This window comes from Pedobacter terrestris, from assembly GCF_052343045.1.
In the GTDB taxonomy this organism is placed as follows: domain Bacteria; phylum Bacteroidota; class Bacteroidia; order Sphingobacteriales; family Sphingobacteriaceae; genus Pedobacter.
This window is the reverse complement of the sequence record NZ_CP180264.1, coordinates 402,364-419,659: the sequence shown is the minus strand read 5'-3', so window position 1 is coordinate 419,659 and position 17,296 is coordinate 402,364. Positions and strand designations below refer to the sequence as shown.

Sequence of the window (17,296 nt, the reverse complement as noted above, 5' to 3'; positions counted from 1 at the left end):
GGGATGGATATTAAAATTGCGAAATTCACTTGCGCCCGTTTCTAACGAGAGCAAACATAGCATCGCAATTGTATTGCGAAAAAATAACACCAACAAAGTTTGTACATAAAAAAACCCCGACTAATGCCGAGGTCTTGTTTTTATTTGATTGGAGATTATACACCTAATAATAATCTAGCAGGATCTTCCAATAATTGTTTTACACGAACGAGGAAACTTACAGATTCACGTCCGTCAATGATTCTGTGATCATATGATAATGCAAGATACATCATCGGACGAATTACAACTTCTCCTTTTTCAGCAATTGGACGCTCAACGATGTTGTGCATACCTAAAATTGCAGATTGAGGTGCATTAATAATCGGCGTAGACATCATAGATCCGAATACACCACCATTTGTAATTGTAAATGTACCACCTGTCATTTCTTCAAGAGTTAATTTACCATCACGTGCTTTTAAAGCCAAAGCCAAAACAGATTTTTCAATTTCGGCTAAGCTCATGCTTTCAGCATTGCGAATAACCGGAACAACCAAACCTTTTGGAGCAGAAACTGCGATAGAAATATCTGCAAAGTTATTGTAAACAAGTTCTTCGCCTTCTATACGTGCATTTACCGCAGGAAAATCTTTTAAGGCTTCAGTAACCGCTTTAGTGAAGAAACTCATAAAACCTAAACCAACACCATGTTTTTCTTTGAAAGAATCCTTGTATTTGGCTCTCAAATCCATGATTGGTTTCATATTAACTTCATTAAATGTGGTTAACATAGCTGTTTCGTTTTTAACAGCAACCAAACGTTTTGCGACTGTCTTTCTTAATGGAGACATTTTTTCGCGACGCTCAGAACGTGGACCTGCAGGCACAGCTGGTGCAGCTGGAGCTGCTTTTGGTGAATCTTCTTTAGTAGCTTTTCCAGATTCTGCTTTTAACGCATCTTCTTTGGTAATACGACCATCAACACCTGTACCTTTTACAGCTCCGGCGTCAACGCCTTTTTCGGCAAGAATTTTACCTGCTGCAGGTGAAGGTGTTCCGGTAGCATAAGAATCTTTTGAAGATGCTTCTGCTTTCGGTGCTTCAGCAACTGGTGCAGCAGCTGCAGCCTCTTCTTTCGGTGCTTCTGCTTTTGGTGCAGCAGCACCGCCATCTTCAATCTGACAAACCACCGCGCCAATGGCTAAAGTATCACCTTCAGCGGCAATAGTTTTTAAAGTTCCTGCTTGTTCTGCTGTTAACTCAAAAGTTGCTTTGTCTGATTCTAACTCAGCAATAACTTCATCCATTTCAACAAAATCGCCATCGTTTTTTAACCATTGGGATAAAACAACTTCGGTTATAGATTCTCCAACCGCCGGAACTTTTATTTCTAAACTCATAATATTTGTAACGTTATGTTTTTTTGTCGTTATATGCGTATGGTCAGGTTATTTTTTGAGATTATTCCCCAACCATAAACCTGACCATATTAAATTTTAATCTACTTGGACTAATTTTTTGGTTGCTTTCTTTGCAATTTCTTTCACCTCTTCGGTTACAGCTGTATCGAAAGCTTTAGCTAAAATATAAGCCTGTTGTGTGGCATGCTGTTTTGCAAAACCTGTTGCCGTACTGCTGCTTTCTTTTCTCGAAATTACATCAATACCTTTCAACGCAGTTTTGTACAATCTGCGGAATAAATATGGCCATGCACCCATATTCTCAGGTTCTTCCTGCACCCAGAAAATATCTTTTGCATTTTTATATTTCTTTTGAATAGCTTCCATTTGATCGATAGGTGTTGGATAAAGTTGCTCTACCCGCACTACTGCAACATTTGTATTTTTGTCTGCCTGCTGTTTTTCAAGTAACTCATAATAAATTTTTCCACTACAGAAAACAACACGTGTTACATCAGCTACCTTTACATTTTCATCGTCAATCACCTCTTTAAAACCGCCTTCTGTAAAATCTTCCAGTTTAGATACGCACATTGGGTGGCGTAATAAACTTTTCGGTGAAAAGACAACCAATGGTTTACGGAAATCGCGTTTAAACTGGCGACGCAAAACATGGAAAAAGTTTGCTGGTGTAGTACAATTTGCGATTTGCATGTTATAATCTGCACAAAGTTCCATGAAACGCTCAATACGTGCTGACGAATGTTCAGGACCCTGGCCTTCGTAACCATGAGGCAACAGCATAACCAAACCATTTTCGCGCTGCCACTTCGTTTCCGCACTAGCAATATACTGATCTACAACAATTTGAGCACCGTTAAAGAAATCGCCAAATTGAGCTTCCCAAATGGTTAATGCATTAGGATTTGCCATTGCATATCCATACTCAAAACCTAAAACACCATATTCTGACAAATGTGAATTGTAAATATCGAAAGGCGCTTGTTGGTCTGAAATATTTGCCAACGGTACATATTCTTCTTCGCTATCTTCAAGCGTCAATACCGCATGGCGATGGGAAAACGTACCGCGTTCTACATCTTGTCCGCTTAAACGAACGCGTTTCCCTTCAGATAATAATGTTCCATAAGCCAATTGTTCGCCCATAGCCCAATCGAAAACATTGGTATCATTTACCATTTTCCGACGTTCGTCAAACAATTTCTCAATTTTTTTGAAGAATTTTTTATTTGATGGAAGCGTAGTAATGCGTTTGCCAATCTCAAGTAAAGTCGATTTTTTAACTGCCGTAACTGGCGAGGTTTCAAAATCTTTTGGAGTAGCCATACGCAAATCTGCCCATGCACCACCAAATTTAACCTCACTATTTGGCGCTACATATTCTTTAGCTTCATTTAGGCGTTCTTGTAAAATCCCTCTGAATTCTTTTTCCATTTCTTTTGCCAAACCAGCTTCCAATTTACCTTCTTCGGTCAATTGTTTCACATAGATTTCTCTCGGATTTGGGTGTTTTTCAATGGTTTTATATAGCAATGGCTGAGTGAATTTTGGCTCATCAGATTCATTGTGTCCAAAACGGCGATAGCACAGAATATCAATAAAAACATCGTTACGGTATTTCTGACGATATTCCATTGCCAGATTAATTGCATATACTAAAGCTTCAGGGTCATCACCATTTACGTGAAATACCGGCGATAATGTTACTTTGGCAATATCTGTACAATAAGTACTTGTACGGGCATCTTTATAATTGGTTGTAAAACCAATTTGGTTATTAATAACCAAATGAATGGTTCCGCCGGTTTTGTAACCTTCAAGTCCAGCCATTTGAATCACTTCGTAAACAATTCCTTGTCCGGCAACAGATGCATCCCCGTGAATCAATATTGGTGCTAAACGACTATTATCACCTGCGTATTTAAAATCAATTTTTGAACGGCTCATGCCTTCAACCACTCCATCAACCGTTTCTAAGTGTGATGGATTTGGACATAAGCTCAAGTGTACATTTTTACCGGAATTGGTGGTAACATCTGTAGAATACCCTAAGTGATATTTAACATCTCCTCCGTAAGGTGTATCTGCATTGTAACTTTTGCCTTCAAACTCAGCAAAAATATCTTTATATGTTTTTTGCATGATGTTGGCCAACACGTTTAGTCTTCCGCGGTGCGCCATACCAATTACAAATTCTTCAATTCCTAGTTCCGCTCCTTTTTCGATAACAGAATCTAAAGCCGGAATTAGTGCTTCTGCACCTTCTAAAGAAAAACGTTTTTGACCTAAAAATTTGGTACCTAAAAAGTTTTCGAAACTTACTGCTTCATTTAATTTTTTAAGGATACGTTTTTTCTCATCAATAGAAAAGCTTGCTTTGTTGCGTGCGCTTTCCATTTTTTGTTGAATCCAGTTTAAAACCTCCGGTGTACGCAAAAACTTAAATTCTGCACCAATAGAACCTGTATAGGTAAGTTTTAAAACTTCAACAATATCTTTCAGTTTTGCTGCACCAATGCCAATCTCAACGCCGGCATTAAATACAGTTTCCAAATCAGAATCAGACAAACCGAAATTAGACAATTCTAAAGTTGGTAAATGTTTGCGGCGTTCCCGCACAGGATTTGTGTGCGTAAACAAATGGCCACGCGTACGGTAGCCATCAATTAAATTCAATACATTTACTTCTTTCAGAAACTGTTCCGGAGTTTCTACTGAGGCTGCAGGAGCTTCAGAATTTCTTCCAAAATCAAAACCTTCAAAAAATTTCTGCCAGCCAAATTCTACTGACTCAGGATCTTGTTGATACGACTGATATAATGACTCTATATATTCGGCGTTCGCGCCATTGAGATAAGATAATCTATCCATTATTAACTTTTTACTATACAAAATTAGGTTTTTACCTTGTAAAAAAGGCAAAAATTTCGATTAAAATATGAATGAACTTATTTAAAATTTTGGATCGAGTGGATGATGAAAATGGGGATGATCACGAGTACATTTCAGATATTGGAAATGTGCAGCTAATTCGATATTCAAACATTCAAAATTTATTCACACAGCAATCCTCACAATTATGATGCCCAGGTTGTTGCATAGTTGCCTTTCGGATCTAAATTTTTAATATTTTTATCCAGATCAAAAACACTTTTTGATTTTTGATCATTTCCAACTCCTGCAACATTTGCCCAGTTGCCCCAATTGCTTGCGGGATTGTAATCTATTAATTTCTCTTCAAAATATGCGGCGCCAAAAACCCAACTTACTTCCAGATTGTTAATCAGATATAAAGCCGCAGTTTGTCTGGCAATATTAGAAATGTAACCGGTTTGATTCAGCTCATTCATCACTGCATCAACAACGGCAAAACCAGTTTGGGCATTTTTCCACTTCGCGAAGTTTTCGTCCTGGTGCGCTACATCTACTATTCCCTGGCTTCCGAAACCATCGGGATCGAAAAAAATATTTCCATATTTTTTAAACATAAAACGGAAGTAATCTCTCCACAATAAACCCAGCAATACATGGTTGTACATGGCTTTCGCATTTGGAGTAGATTCCATCTTTTTGATTTCCCAGTATACTTTTCTGGGTGATAAGCTACCCATTGCCAGCCACGCAGAAAGCTTGGATGCCAGAATTAAATTTTTAGTTGTGGCCGCTTGTTGCATGGCTGCAATTACTTTTTGCAAATGCGCTAAACCTTCCGCTTCGCCCCCAAAAAATTCAAAATCCGAGCGTTTATCCTGCTCCGGGTGTTCTAAACCAAAATCTTCGAGAGAAATAAGGTTGCCCCAGTCAATTACCTCTGCTACATTTACCCGATCGGGTGCGGCAAAGCAAGGTTTAATAATAGAATCGCGCTCTATTTTTTTCTTGAATTGATTAAAGGCATCAGGAATATCTTTAATCGGAAAAGGTAAATCTTCCTTATTATATAAGGTATGACCTATAAAATGTTTTAGATTAATGCGGAGTTTCCACAATGCATTTTCGACCAGCGAAGAGATATGAGTTTCTTCTTTCGCTACTTCGCGATGGTGGTAAACTTCGGTAATTTCATATTCTTCTACCAATGCCGGAATAATTTCCTCTGGTTGGCCATTGGCGATCAATAAATTCCCGCCAATTTGCTTTAAAGAATTGCGCAAAGATTCTACGCTTTCGAAAATAAATTTGGTCCGGATATTACCGGTTTTTAGTGTTCCATATTTTGTATCTCCAAAAATCCGCGGATCAAGTATATAAACCGGAAGAATAGAATCCGATTTCAAAATTGCCTCCACAAGCATTTCATTGTCATGCAAACGGAGATCATTTCTAAACCAGACTAAAATTTTTTTGGACATCTTTTATGGAAAAAAGCGTAAATAACACCAACACAAATCTATCTTAATTTTTCTAAGGCATCAAAAACAGCACTCTTTCTTTACATACAGGCAACAAAAAAGCGAATAATTTATGGAAATGCATGAAACATTCCATCTACTTGTGAAATGAATATTCATTTATCTAGTATAAGAAAATAATATGAAAACACTAATTTGCGCATTACTCTTTCCATTTACCTTATTTGCACAGCAGCAAATAAAATCTAAAGCGAGTTTACAACAGGTTACCGTTTACAATAGCGGCGCTCAACTTTCACACAGTGGAAAAGTTGCGTTACCAAGCGGTACTTCTGAAGTTGTTATCGAGAACATTGCCGGACAAGTAAATGAAAGCTCTATACAAGTGAGCGTTTCTGCAGGTGTAACCATTCTGGCTGTGCAGTTTAACCGCGATTTCTTAACCAAAGAGGACTTGAACCCCGCGATAATAAAGTTAAACGATAGTGTAAAACGCGTGTTAAATGCTCTTATCAAAACCAAAAATGCAAAAACAATTGAAGAGCAGACTTTAGCTTTATTGGATGAAAACCGAAAATCTGGAGGAACGACAACGGGAACCAGCGTTGTAGAACTGGCCAAATTGACTGATTATTACCGAACAAAGAATGTAGAAGTACGCAACGCGATTGCTTCACTTACAGAAACTGAAGAAAAACAAAACCTGAAGCTGGCTGGGCTAAACAATCAGATTGCAGAGCTTCGTAACAATCCAAATCAACAATTGGGACAATTGGTACTTCAACTCATGTCTAAAGAAAAAACAGATGTCAGTTACAATATTTCTTATGTTACGTCCGCAGCAAACTGGACTGCAAGTTACGATGTCAAAGCGGCAAATATTTCTACGCCGCTGGCTTTTGTATACAAAGCAGCGATTAAGCAAAATACCGGATTAGACTGGAAAAAAGTCAAACTTTCCCTTTCTACAGGAAATCCGAGTTATGACATTTCAGTTCCAACCTTGAACCCTTGGTTTGTTTCCAGCAACCCAAAGGTTCGGAATGAGTTACAAGGCCGGGTTGCTGGTTTACAAATTTCAGAAAGTGCACAGGCTCTAAATGAAGTGGTTGTTGTAGGTTACTCCAGCGCCAAGGCTAAAATTGCGGCACCATCTACCGTAAACAATTATACATCGGTAAATGAAAGTCAGTTGGGCGTAACTTTTGACATAGACATTCCATATGACATCAATAGCGACAATAAACCACATACCATTGCCTTCAAAGAATATTCTGTTCCGGCGAAATACAAGTATTACATCGCACCAAAATTAAGCTCAGATGCATATTTGCTTGCAGATGTTACCGATTGGGAAAAGCTAAACCTGCAAGCCGGAAATGCAAATATCATTTTTGAAGGCACCTATACAGGAAAATCTTATATCAATCCGACAAATACATCAGATACATTGAGTCTAAGTTTGGGTAAAGACAGAAAAATTATTGTAACCAAAGAGAAACAGGAAGATTTCAGCAGTACTAAGTTTATTGGCACCAATAAAAAACAGATTTTTACCTATTTGATAAAAATTAGAAACACAAAAAAGGAAGCTATAGAAGTAACTTTGAAAGATCAGTATCCTTTATCTACAGCCAGCGATATCGAAATTGAGTTGCTTGATCACAGTGGTGCAGAAATTAACAAAGAATTAGCGATGTTAATCTGGCAAATTAAATTGGCACCAAATGAAACAAAAACCATTAAACTGAGCTATTCGGTTAAATCTCCAAAAAACAAACCGCTCGCGGGATTGTAGATTTTAAAACCCTTTACCGCCTTCTGTGTTTGTAAAATATGGCGAAGAAAATTCTGATTAGTGGTGCCACCGGTTTGGTTGGCACCGCAATTAAAAAGCGTTTACTGGAGAAAGGATTTCTGGTAAATGTCTTATCCAGGACTCCAAGTAACGCGCCCAATACCTTTACTTGGGATGTATATAAACAGAATATAGATGAACATTGTGTAGATGAAGTTGATGCGGTTATTCACTTAGCTGGTGAGCCCGTAGCAGATAAAAAATGGACAAATGAACGTAAAAAGCAGATTATAGATAGCCGGGTAAAATCTACAGAACTCTTGCTCAAAGCCATCGCTACCAATCCAAAAAACCAGATTAAATCTTTTATTTCCGCTTCTGCCGTCGGTTTTTATGGCGATTGCGTTGATGAAATTTTAACTGAAGAAAGCAATAAGGGTTTCGGCTTTCTTGCCGATTGTTGTCAGCTTTGGGAAGATGCCGCAGATCAAGCCAAAAAATTAAGTTTACGTGTAGTGAAACTGAGAACCGGAATTGTGTTGAGCAATGATGGTGGCGCTTTGCCGCAGCTAGATAAACCAGTGCGCTTATTTGCAGGTGCTGCATTGGGCACCGGCAAACAGTGGACACCTTGGCTACATCTTAATGATATGGTAGAGATGTACATTCATGCCATCGAAAATACTAAAATGGAAGGCGAGTACAACGCCTGTGCACCTTTCCCGGTAACAAATGAAGGTTTAACCAAAGCTATAGCCAAACATCTACATCGGCCGTTTTGGCCCGTAAAAGTTCCAAAAAAGGCAATTGAACTGTTGCTGGGCGAACGTGCTGAGGCTGTTTTAATGAGCAATAATACCTCTGCTCAAAAGATTCTTGATGCAGGTTTTAAATTTCAGTTTACACATCTCGACGATGCTCTAATGCATCTCTACAAAAAATAGATGTACTTTAGCCGATGCTTTATATTGTAATCAATGGATAAAAAAATTAGTATTTTCTGGTTCCGCCGCGATTTAAGAATTGAAGACAACGCTGGTCTTTACCATGCTTTGAAGTCTGAAAATCCAGTCTTGCCACTTTTCATTTTTGATCGGAATATTTTAGATAAATTGCCCAAAGATGATGCACGGGTTACATTCATTTACGAAACAATTCAAACCCTAAAAGAAAAGTTTCGCAAGTTAGGCTCAGATGTGTTAATTAAATATGGAAAACCCGAAAAAATCTGGCAAGAAATCTTAAAAGAATATCAGGTAGAAGCAGTTTTTACCAATCACGATTATGAACCTTACGGACGAGAGCGCGATGATGCCATGTCCGAATTTTTAAGTAGTGAACGCATCACATTCAAAACATTTAAAGATCAGGTGATCTTTGAAAAAGGAGAAATTTTAAAAGCCGATAAAACTCCTTATACGGTTTTCACTCCATTTTACAAACAATGGCATGCAAAACTGAACGACTTTTACCTTAAACCTTATCCAACAAAAAAATACATAAAGAATATTTTCCAAACAAAACACCTTCCCTGCCCTACTTTAAAAGAAATGCATTTCGAAAACAGTGCGGTAGATTTTCCGAAAATAAGCTACAAAAGCAAATTGGACAACTATGCTAAAGAACGTGATTTTCCTGCATTAGACAGCACCACACACATTGGCTTACATTTAAGATTTGGAACATTAAGCGTCAGAAAAGCCGCAGCAGATGCCATTGAAAATAAAAGTTTGGTTTGGCTTTCAGAATTGGCCTGGCGAGAGTTTTACATGACCATTATCTGGCATTTTCCTTATGCCGCTTTCGATTCATTTAAAAAACAGTACGATAAAATTAAGTGGAGAAATAATGAAGATGAATTTAAGGCCTGGTGTAAGGGCGAAACTGGGTATCCAATTGTAGATGCAGGCATGCGCCAGCTGAATGAAACCGGATGGATGCACAACCGTGTGAGGATGGTGGTAGCAAGTTTTTTAAGCAAACATTTACTGATTGATTGGCGTTGGGGGGAAGCATATTTTGCCGAAAAATTATTGGACTATGAAATGGCCAGTAATGTGGGCGGATGGCAATGGGCAGCCGGTTCTGGTAATGATGCTGCTCCATATTTTAGGGTTTTTAACCCCGAACTACAGACCAAAAAATTTGACCCAAAGTTTGAATATATTAAAAAGTGGGTACCAGAATTTGGCACAAAAAAATATGCCCAACCAATAGTTGAGCATACTTTTGCAAGAGAAAGGGTTTTAAAAGTTTTTAAAGAAGCGTTGGCTTAGTTGGTAACGCTTACAATTTCAATATCAAAATCTAAAACTGCATTCGCAGGAACCACAGTAGCGCCTGTAGTAGAATTTACAGAACCGCCAGTTCCATACCCCAAATCTGATGGAATAAAAATTCTAAACTTTGCTCCGGCTTTGTAATTTGGTATAATTTTTTGCCAGCCAACAATAACGCTTGCTAACGTTGTAGAATATGTTCCATCAGTGCTAGAATCAAATACAGTTCCATCTAAAAATCTAGCAGTATATTTATAAACCACTGTACTGGATTGAGTAATCACGTCTGCACCTGTACCTGGGGTATTATTAATATAGTAAATTCTCGAAGCATCTTTTACTGCGGATAAACCTTTTGATGTTAAATAGGTTTGAATTCGCTGATCATCAATTTGCCACTGTTTGTTGGTGCTATATGTAGTCACGTAAGTATCCAAAACTGCATTTGATGGAATGTTGTAGGTTGTACTTCCATTTTTTCCAAAAGCCAGATACGAAGGAATAAGCATTCTCACTTTTGCGCCATGGCGCTGCCCTGCAAATGCAGAAGCCCAGGCTTCGTTGTAATAAGAACCCAGATAACCGAAATAAGTACCTAAATTAGAATATGAAGGTGTTGTATAGTAAGTAACTCCGTCTTCCATTCCAACCATTGTATAGGTAAAAAGTACAGAATCACGGTTAACCAATAAATCGCCTGTGCCTTGTTCTAATACTTGATAATAAGCACCGCTCGCATCCTTCGTCATCGTTAAATTGTTCTTCGCGATGTAAGCTTGTATTTTACCATCGTCTACACTTTCAATAGTTTCATATTCCTTTTTACAGGAATTGAATAAAGTAGCCGAAATCAGAAGTGAAAATAAAGCTAGAGTATAGTTTTTCATTATAAATTATTGTGTTTGAGTCTACAATGGCAATTTCAAACAACGCCACAGTTCGCAAAAATAAGCTTTTAATACGGATGCTACAATTTTTAACCTATTTTAACACATGCTTTTTGAGCGTGTAAGGGCGAAAAACCAAAAATCCCAAAACGCGTAGTTTTGGGACAGTAAAATTCTTTTTTATTGTGTATTGCTTAATTTGATTGTGAAATCGAGAACGGAATTTTCCGGAATACTTCCTATTGCTCTACTTCCATAACCAAGGTTAGGTGGAACAATTAATCTGATCTCACCGCCTTTCTGGATTTTCGGTATTCCAATTCTCCAACCTTCGATCAAATCGGCCAGGTTAAATGTCTGCGATTTCCCTCCTCCATTATCAAATACATTACCGTTCAATAACCGGCCTTCATAAGTAATGGTGATTTTCGTATTTGCAGGATAAGTAAAGTTTCCTGATCCAGGATTAACAATCTGATAATACAATCCCGAATTGTCTTTAACTGCGTTGATATTATTGTTGGCAATAAAATCAGTAATTTCTTTTTCGGGGTCGCTGTCTTTTTTACATGAAGAAAAAATAGTGACGAATAATAAAATGGCGGATAGATATTTGAAATTAGTCATCCCCAAAAATACTTTTTCTTTACTTTTCACCAAATAGAAAAGGTTTAAAGTAACGAAATTAAATTTTCGCCTCTTTAAACCTTTAGCTATGTAAAATCAGGTTGTTTTTACAACAAAATTCTACTGAATTTTAAAAAATAAATTTATTTGCTTCGATTAGCTTTTGAGCAACGCGTTGTCTGGCATCTTTAACGTTAAAAGGTTCAACTTTAGTAAACCTACGTAATCCAACCAGCATCATCCGTTGTTCATCGCCATCTGCGAAAGCCCAAAGTGCTTCTTTACCAGCTTTGTTAACGGCGTCTACAGTCTCAACCAAATAAATCCTTAACAAATCAAGTTGCGTTGCCGTAGCTTCTTCTCCTTTTAGACTGACCAATTTCTCCGTTCTCAATAAGGCAGATTCAAGTACATAAACATAACCGGCCATATCGGCGATGTTCATCAGAATTTCCTGCTCTTTACTTAATGTCATCATCAGTTTCTGAACCGCAGCGCCAGCAACCATCAAAGTTGCTTTTTTTAAGTTCGCGAGCACTTTTTTCTCGGCAACAAATAATGTAGTGTCTTCTTCGCCAAAATCCGGAATACTCATTAACTCCGCCGCAACAGCTGTTGCAGGAGTCATCAGATCCAATTCGCCTTTCATGGCGCGTTTTAGCATCATATCTACTGTTAGCAAACGGTTAATTTCGTTTGTTCCTTCAAAAATCCGGTTAATTCTGGCATCTCTGTATGCACGATCCATTGGTGCATCTGCACTAAATCCCATCCCGCCGTAAATTTGCACACCTTCATCAACTGTATAATCCAATACTTCTGAACCCCAGACTTTCAAAATTGCACATTCAACTGCAAATTGCTCAACAGATTTTAACCTTGCTTTTCCAGATTCCATTCCGCCGGCCACTAAAGCGTCATACGTATCGTCGATGTTTTGTCCGGCGCGATAATTTGCAGCATCTACTGCGTAAATTTTAGAGGCCATTTCGGCAATTTTATACCGGATTGCGCCATACTTTGAAATTGGACGATCGAACTGAATTCGCTCATTAGAATAATTAATCGCGGTATTTAACGTTGCTTTTGATGCGCCAATTGCAGCCGCAGATAGTTTTATACGACCAATATTGAGAATATTAACCGCGATTTTAAATCCATTTTCACGATCGCTCAGCATATTTTCTACAGGAACTGTACAATCATTGAAGAAAACTTGCCGTGTTGACGATCCCTTGATTCCCATTTTATGTTCTTCAGGATTCATGGTAATCCCACCAAATTCTTTTTCTACAATAAATGCTGTTAGGTTTTTATCGTCATCGATCTTTGCGAAAACGATAAATACATCTGCAAAACCGCCATTTGTAATCCACATTTTTTGCCCGTTAATGATGTAATGTTTTCCATCATCGCTTAGCTTAGCTTTTGTTTTTCCAGAATTTGCATCAGACCCGGAGTTTGGTTCTGTAAGGCAATACGCGGCTTTCCATTCTCCTGAACCTAATTTGGGAATATATTTAGCTTTCTGTTCTTCATTTCCATAATATAAAATTGGCAAGGTTCCGATTCCGGTATGTGCAGAAAGTGCAACGGCAAAAGAATGGCCAGCACCTATAACATCAGCAACCAGCATTGAGGTATTGAAGTTTTTTCCAAAACCTCCATATTCCTCCGGTACAGAAACACCAAGAATACCCAATTCGCCAGCTTTGGTTAGAAGTGTTGGCATTAATTCCGGATCTTCCTGTTTGTCTATTTTATCTAAATTCGGATAAACTTCAGCTTCAAGAAAATCACGGCATGTTTGCGCAATCATTTGTTGTTCTTCGTCAAATTCTTCAGGAATAAATACATCCTGGTAAACGGTTTCTTTGATTAAAAATTCGCCGCCTTTAATTGTGTTTTTTTCAGTTGTTTCCATTCTTCTAAGATTTGAGAAATGAGATTTGAGACATGCTCAAATTCAAATCATAATACTTTTATTTTTAGATCCCAATTTGCCGTACATGCTATATTTATTTCAGCATCTTTTACGCCGAAGCCGTTTTGCAATTAAGATCCTGAATTGATTCAGGGTGATGGTTGGTTAACGCATGAGGGTTAATACGGTCGTCATTGCGAGGCACGAAGCAATCTTTCTAGCAAAATAGATTGCTTCGTACCTCAGAATGACGATAGGCCGAATACTTACAGCAATTCAAAAATCCCGGCTGCGCCCTGGCCTGTTCCTACGCACATGGTAACCATACCATATTTTTTATTTTGCCTTTTAAGCTCATTCATCATTTGTACAGAAAGTTTCGCGCCTGTGCAACCTAAAGGATGACCTAATGCTATTGCTCCACCATTTACGTTGATGATCTCCGGATTTAGATCAAGCGTTCTGATAATCGCCAGCGATTGTGAAGCGAAAGCCTCATTTAATTCTATCAGGTCAATATCATCTTGTTTCAAACCAGCTTGTTTTAAAGCTTTTGGAATCGCTTCTATCGGACCAATTCCCATAATCCGCGGCGGTACGCCGGCAACCCCATAACTTACCAATCTGGCAATAGGTTCTGCATTCAGCTCTTTCATTTTCTTTTCAGAAACCACCAAAACAAAGGCTGCACCGTCTGATGTTTGTGAAGAATTTCCGGCAGTAACACTTCCAACAGCATCAAATACCGGTTTTAATTTTGCCAGTTTATCAAGCGTGGTATCAGCACGTGGCCCTTCATCTGTATTTACAACATAAGAGCGGGTTTTCTTTTTCAGGTTTGCATCAAGATAGTTTTCATTTACAGTAATGGGCAAAACGCCATCTTTTAAATGACCGTTTTTAATTGCATGAATGGCTTTTTCGTGCGATTTTAATGAAAAAGCATCCTGATCTTCTCTACTCACATTGTATTCTTTAGCTACTGCTTCTGCGGTTAAACCCATTCCCCAATACCAATCCGGATTGTTTTTCGCCACTTCGGCATTTGGCACCAGTTTCCATCCGCCAAAAGGCATTCCGCTCATCACTTCAACACCGCCAGCGATAATACAATCTGCCATTCCGGCTTTTATTTTTGCAACTGCTGTAGCAATAGTATCCAAACCAGATGCGCAGTAACGATTTACCGTAACACCCGGAACTTTGTCTGTATCCAAGCCCATTAATGAAATCATCCGGGCAATGTTTAAACCCTGTTCTGCTTCTGGTGTGGCATTGCCTACAATAACATCATCAATCTGTTCTTTATCTAAATTCGGAACCGATGCCACCAATGCTCTAATCACTTCTGCAGCTAAATCATCAGCTCTAGTAAAACGGAATACACCGCGTGGCGCTTTGCCAACTGCAGTACGGTATCCGGCTATAATGTATGCTTCCATTGTTTTAAGATTTCTTAAGGCCTAAGGCCAATATTATCGTTTTAAACTTTCGCATCGTCATGCTGATTTTTTTCAGCATCTCTCAGTGTAAGCGCTTATGTAAGATGCTTGCTACCTTGAAATGACGATTACGTTAATTCCTCAAAGGTTTTCCTTTGGTGATGATTGATTGAATCCGTTCTAAAGATTTCCGTTCTCCGGCTAATGACAAGAAAGCTTCTCTCTCCAGATCAAGCAGATATTGCTCACTTACTTCTGTTGGGTAAGACAAATCACCGCCGCACATCACATAACCCAATTTTTCAGAAATTTTCTTATCGTGCTCTGAAATGAAATGACCTGCGTACATGCTATTTGCACCTGCATAAACAATTCCCAGACCTTGTTTTCCCAATACTTTAATATCTGTACGTTGAACAGGCTTAGTGTAACCCGCATCAGCCAATTCGATTGCTTTCGCTTTGGCATCAGCCAATAAACGATTGCGATTCATTGAAATAGAAAATTTATCTTTTTGGAGATAACCCAATTCAAAAGCTTCGTATCCAGAGGTGGAAACTTTCGCCATTCCGATTGTCAGAAACCGTTCTTTGAGTGCGTTCTGTACAATCTGATCATCTTTAAATTCATCCGAAGCACGCAAAGCAAATTCCTTTGTTCCGCCGCCACCCGGAATTACGCCCACACCAAACTCAACCAATCCCATGTAGGTTTCTGCCGAAAGCTGAACGTGATCTGCATGTAAACTAAACTCGCAGCCGCCACCTAGTGTTAGGTTATGCGGTGCAACAACTACTGGAATAGAAGAATAGCGAATACGCATTGATGTGTTTTGGAACATGCGAATAGCCATATTCAACTCATCCCATTCTTGTTCTACCGCCATCATAAAAATCATCCCGACATTGGCACCGGCAGAAAAATTTGCACCATCGTTTCCGATTACCAATCCACGGTAATCTTTTTCGGCCATATCTATCGCTTTGTTAATCCCCGAAATAACATCACCGCCAATGGTATTCATTTTGGTGTGAAACTCAACATTAAGTATACCATCACCAAGATCAATGATAGATACACCAGAATTTTTCCAAAGGGTTTTGTTTTCGCGAATGTTATCCAGAATGATAAATTCATCTGTTCCGGGAAGTGCCTTGTATGATTTTGAAGGAATATCGTAATATTTCTTAACGCCATCTTCTACTTTATAGAATGAAGTGTTGCCGGCAGCAAGCATTTCCAGAACCCAGTCTGCGGCTTTATTGCCATATTTCACCATTCCTTCTATTGCTTCTGCAACACCAACTGCATCCCAAAGTTCAAATGGCCCAAGTTCCCAACCAAAACCAGCACGAAGTGCATCATCTATCCGATACAATTCATCAGAAATTTCCGGAATCCGATCTGATACATATTCAAATAATCCGAAAGAAGAATGGCGAAACAATTCTCCGGCTTTATCTTTTCCCTTCGCAAAAACCTTCATTCTTTCGCGAAGATTTTCAATAGGTTTAGTTTGTTCTAGAGTTGCAGATTTAACTTTTTGCTGAGGCTTGTATTCCAGCGTTTTTAAATCCAAAGCCAGAATTTCTGTTTTTCCTTCTGGTGTTTTGGTTTTCTTGTAAAAACCTTGTTTTGTTTTATCGCCAAGCCATTTATTGGCTTCCATTTTCTGAACGTAATCCGGAAGTTGAAACAAATCGTGTGCTTTATCATCCGGACAGTTGTCGTACAAACCTTTGGCAACTTTAATCATGGTATCCAAGCCGACAACATCTGATGTTCTGAAAGTTGCAGATTTTGGCCTACCTAAAGCTGGGCCAGTAAATTTATCTACTTCTTCTACAGTCAGATCCAGTTTTTCAACCAGATGAAGGAGCGCCATCATCGAATAAACCCCTACGCGGTTTGCAATAAACGCTGGAGTATCTTTACATAAAACGGTGGTTTTACCTAAAAATTTATCACCGTAATGCATTAGAAAATCAACAATTTCTGGTTGTGTATGCGGCGTTGGAATAATCTCCAGTAACTTTAAATAACGAGGTGGATTAAAAAAGTGCGTCCCACAGAAATGTGCTTTAAAGTCTTCGCTCCGGCCTTCGGCCATCAAATGAATCGGAATACCTGATGTATTTGATGTAATAAGTGTTCCAGGTTTTCTAAATTGTTCTACCTGTTCAAAAACAGTCTTCTTAACGTCCAGATTTTCAACAACCACTTCTATTACCCAATCAAATCCAGAAATTTTCGACATATCATCATCGAAGTTTCCGGTTTTAATTTTATTCACAACCTTTTTAGAATATACCGGCGAAGGATTACTCTTAATGGCGGTTTGCAAAGCGGTGTTAACAATACGGTTTTTTACCGATGGATGATCTAACGACAATCCTTTTGCCTGTTCATCGGGTGCGAGTTCTTTGGGCGCAATATCTAAAAGCAAGACCTCTACACCAATATTGGCGAAGTGACATGCAATACGCGAACCCATAATTCCCGAACCCAAAACAGCAACTTTATTAATGCTTCGTTTCATCAGAATATATTTTTCGTTTTAAGTGATGTAAGGACACTTATACTT

At 38.6% G+C, this 17,296-nt stretch carries 11 protein-coding genes; 3 read left to right on the top strand and 8 right to left on the bottom strand.

Features of this window, described 5'->3' with window-relative positions:
* Positions 1-155 precede the first annotated feature (155 nt).
* The 3 genes from odhB to ACJVDH_RS01910 all read right to left on the bottom strand — a co-directional run bounded on the left by odhB (position 156) and on the right by ACJVDH_RS01910 (position 5,755).
* Positions 156-1,382: a 2-oxoglutarate dehydrogenase complex dihydrolipoyllysine-residue succinyltransferase gene (gene odhB, locus ACJVDH_RS01920; RefSeq protein WP_443945889.1), complete on the bottom strand. Its 1,227-nt coding sequence runs from the start codon at positions 1,380-1,382 to the stop codon at positions 156-158.
* Positions 1,383-1,478: 96 nt separating this feature from the next.
* Positions 1,479-4,274: a 2-oxoglutarate dehydrogenase E1 component gene (locus ACJVDH_RS01915; RefSeq protein WP_443945888.1), complete on the bottom strand. Its 2,796-nt coding sequence runs from the start codon at positions 4,272-4,274 to the stop codon at positions 1,479-1,481.
* 206 nt (positions 4,275-4,480) lie between these two features.
* A complete protein-coding gene (locus ACJVDH_RS01910) occupies positions 4,481-5,755 on the bottom strand; it encodes a DASH family cryptochrome (protein ID WP_443945887.1) in 1,275 nt (424 codons plus the stop codon).
* A gap of 181 nt (positions 5,756-5,936) precedes the next feature.
* On the opposite strand from ACJVDH_RS01910, the gene ACJVDH_RS01905 reads away from it, so the two are divergent.
* Genes ACJVDH_RS01905 through ACJVDH_RS01895 form a run of 3 tightly spaced genes read left to right on the top strand, consistent with a single transcriptional unit; the run spans position 5,937 to position 9,829 of the window.
* Positions 5,937-7,553, top strand: a complete 1,617-nt coding sequence (locus ACJVDH_RS01905) for a DUF4139 domain-containing protein (RefSeq protein WP_443945886.1) — start codon at positions 5,937-5,939, stop codon at positions 7,551-7,553.
* A 38-nt stretch (positions 7,554-7,591) separates the two neighbouring features.
* Positions 7,592-8,497, top strand: a complete 906-nt coding sequence (locus ACJVDH_RS01900; RefSeq protein ID WP_443945885.1) for a TIGR01777 family oxidoreductase — start codon at positions 7,592-7,594, stop codon at positions 8,495-8,497.
* A gap of 33 nt (positions 8,498-8,530) precedes the next feature.
* Positions 8,531-9,829, top strand: coding sequence for a cryptochrome/photolyase family protein (locus tag ACJVDH_RS01895; RefSeq protein ID WP_443945884.1), 1,299 nt, complete (start codon positions 8,531-8,533; stop codon positions 9,827-9,829).
* Here the strand turns inward: ACJVDH_RS01895 and ACJVDH_RS01890 are convergent.
* From ACJVDH_RS01890 to ACJVDH_RS01870, 5 genes are all read right to left on the bottom strand, one after another.
* Entirely contained in the window at positions 9,826-10,719 is an 894-nt protein-coding gene (locus ACJVDH_RS01890; RefSeq protein ID WP_443945883.1) for an FKBP-type peptidyl-prolyl cis-trans isomerase, read from the bottom strand. The two genes, ACJVDH_RS01895 and ACJVDH_RS01890, sit on opposite strands and share 4 nt — an antisense overlap.
* A gap of 180 nt (positions 10,720-10,899) precedes the next feature.
* Positions 10,900-11,376, bottom strand: a complete 477-nt coding sequence (locus ACJVDH_RS01885) for an FKBP-type peptidyl-prolyl cis-trans isomerase (RefSeq protein WP_443945882.1) — start codon at positions 11,374-11,376, stop codon at positions 10,900-10,902.
* A gap of 100 nt (positions 11,377-11,476) precedes the next feature.
* Positions 11,477-13,270, bottom strand: a complete 1,794-nt coding sequence (locus ACJVDH_RS01880; RefSeq protein WP_443945881.1) for an acyl-CoA dehydrogenase family protein — start codon at positions 13,268-13,270, stop codon at positions 11,477-11,479.
* A 266-nt stretch (positions 13,271-13,536) separates the two neighbouring features.
* Positions 13,537-14,712: an acetyl-CoA C-acyltransferase gene (locus ACJVDH_RS01875; protein WP_443945880.1), complete on the bottom strand. Its 1,176-nt coding sequence runs from the start codon at positions 14,710-14,712 to the stop codon at positions 13,537-13,539.
* Between the two features lie 133 nt (positions 14,713-14,845).
* Positions 14,846-17,251: a 3-hydroxyacyl-CoA dehydrogenase/enoyl-CoA hydratase family protein gene (locus ACJVDH_RS01870; RefSeq protein WP_443945879.1), complete on the bottom strand. Its 2,406-nt coding sequence runs from the start codon at positions 17,249-17,251 to the stop codon at positions 14,846-14,848.
* Between the last annotated feature and the right edge of the window lie 45 nt (positions 17,252-17,296).

Bases quoted from the DNA above. Each gene is read 5' to 3' on its own strand.
- ACJVDH_RS01905 (WP_443945886.1), top strand. From the start codon at position 5,937: ATGAAAACACTAATTTGCGCATTACTCTTTCCATTTACCTTATTTGCA.
- ACJVDH_RS01910 (WP_443945887.1), bottom strand. From the start codon at position 5,755: ATGTCCAAAAAAATTTTAGTCTGGTTTAGAAATGATCTCCGTTTGCAT.
- ACJVDH_RS01895 (WP_443945884.1), top strand. From the start codon at position 8,531: ATGGATAAAAAAATTAGTATTTTCTGGTTCCGCCGCGATTTAAGAATT.
- ACJVDH_RS01890 (WP_443945883.1), bottom strand. From the start codon at position 10,719: ATGAAAAACTATACTCTAGCTTTATTTTCACTTCTGATTTCGGCTACT.
- ACJVDH_RS01870 (WP_443945879.1), bottom strand. From the start codon at position 17,251: ATGAAACGAAGCATTAATAAAGTTGCTGTTTTGGGTTCGGGAATTATG.
- ACJVDH_RS01875 (WP_443945880.1), bottom strand. From the start codon at position 14,712: ATGGAAGCATACATTATAGCCGGATACCGTACTGCAGTTGGCAAAGCG.
- ACJVDH_RS01915 (WP_443945888.1), bottom strand. From the start codon at position 4,274: ATGGATAGATTATCTTATCTCAATGGCGCGAACGCCGAATATATAGAG.
- ACJVDH_RS01880 (WP_443945881.1), bottom strand. From the start codon at position 13,270: ATGGAAACAACTGAAAAAAACACAATTAAAGGCGGCGAATTTTTAATC.
- odhB (WP_443945889.1), bottom strand. From the start codon at position 1,382: ATGAGTTTAGAAATAAAAGTTCCGGCGGTTGGAGAATCTATAACCGAA.
- ACJVDH_RS01900 (WP_443945885.1), top strand. From the start codon at position 7,592: ATGGCGAAGAAAATTCTGATTAGTGGTGCCACCGGTTTGGTTGGCACC.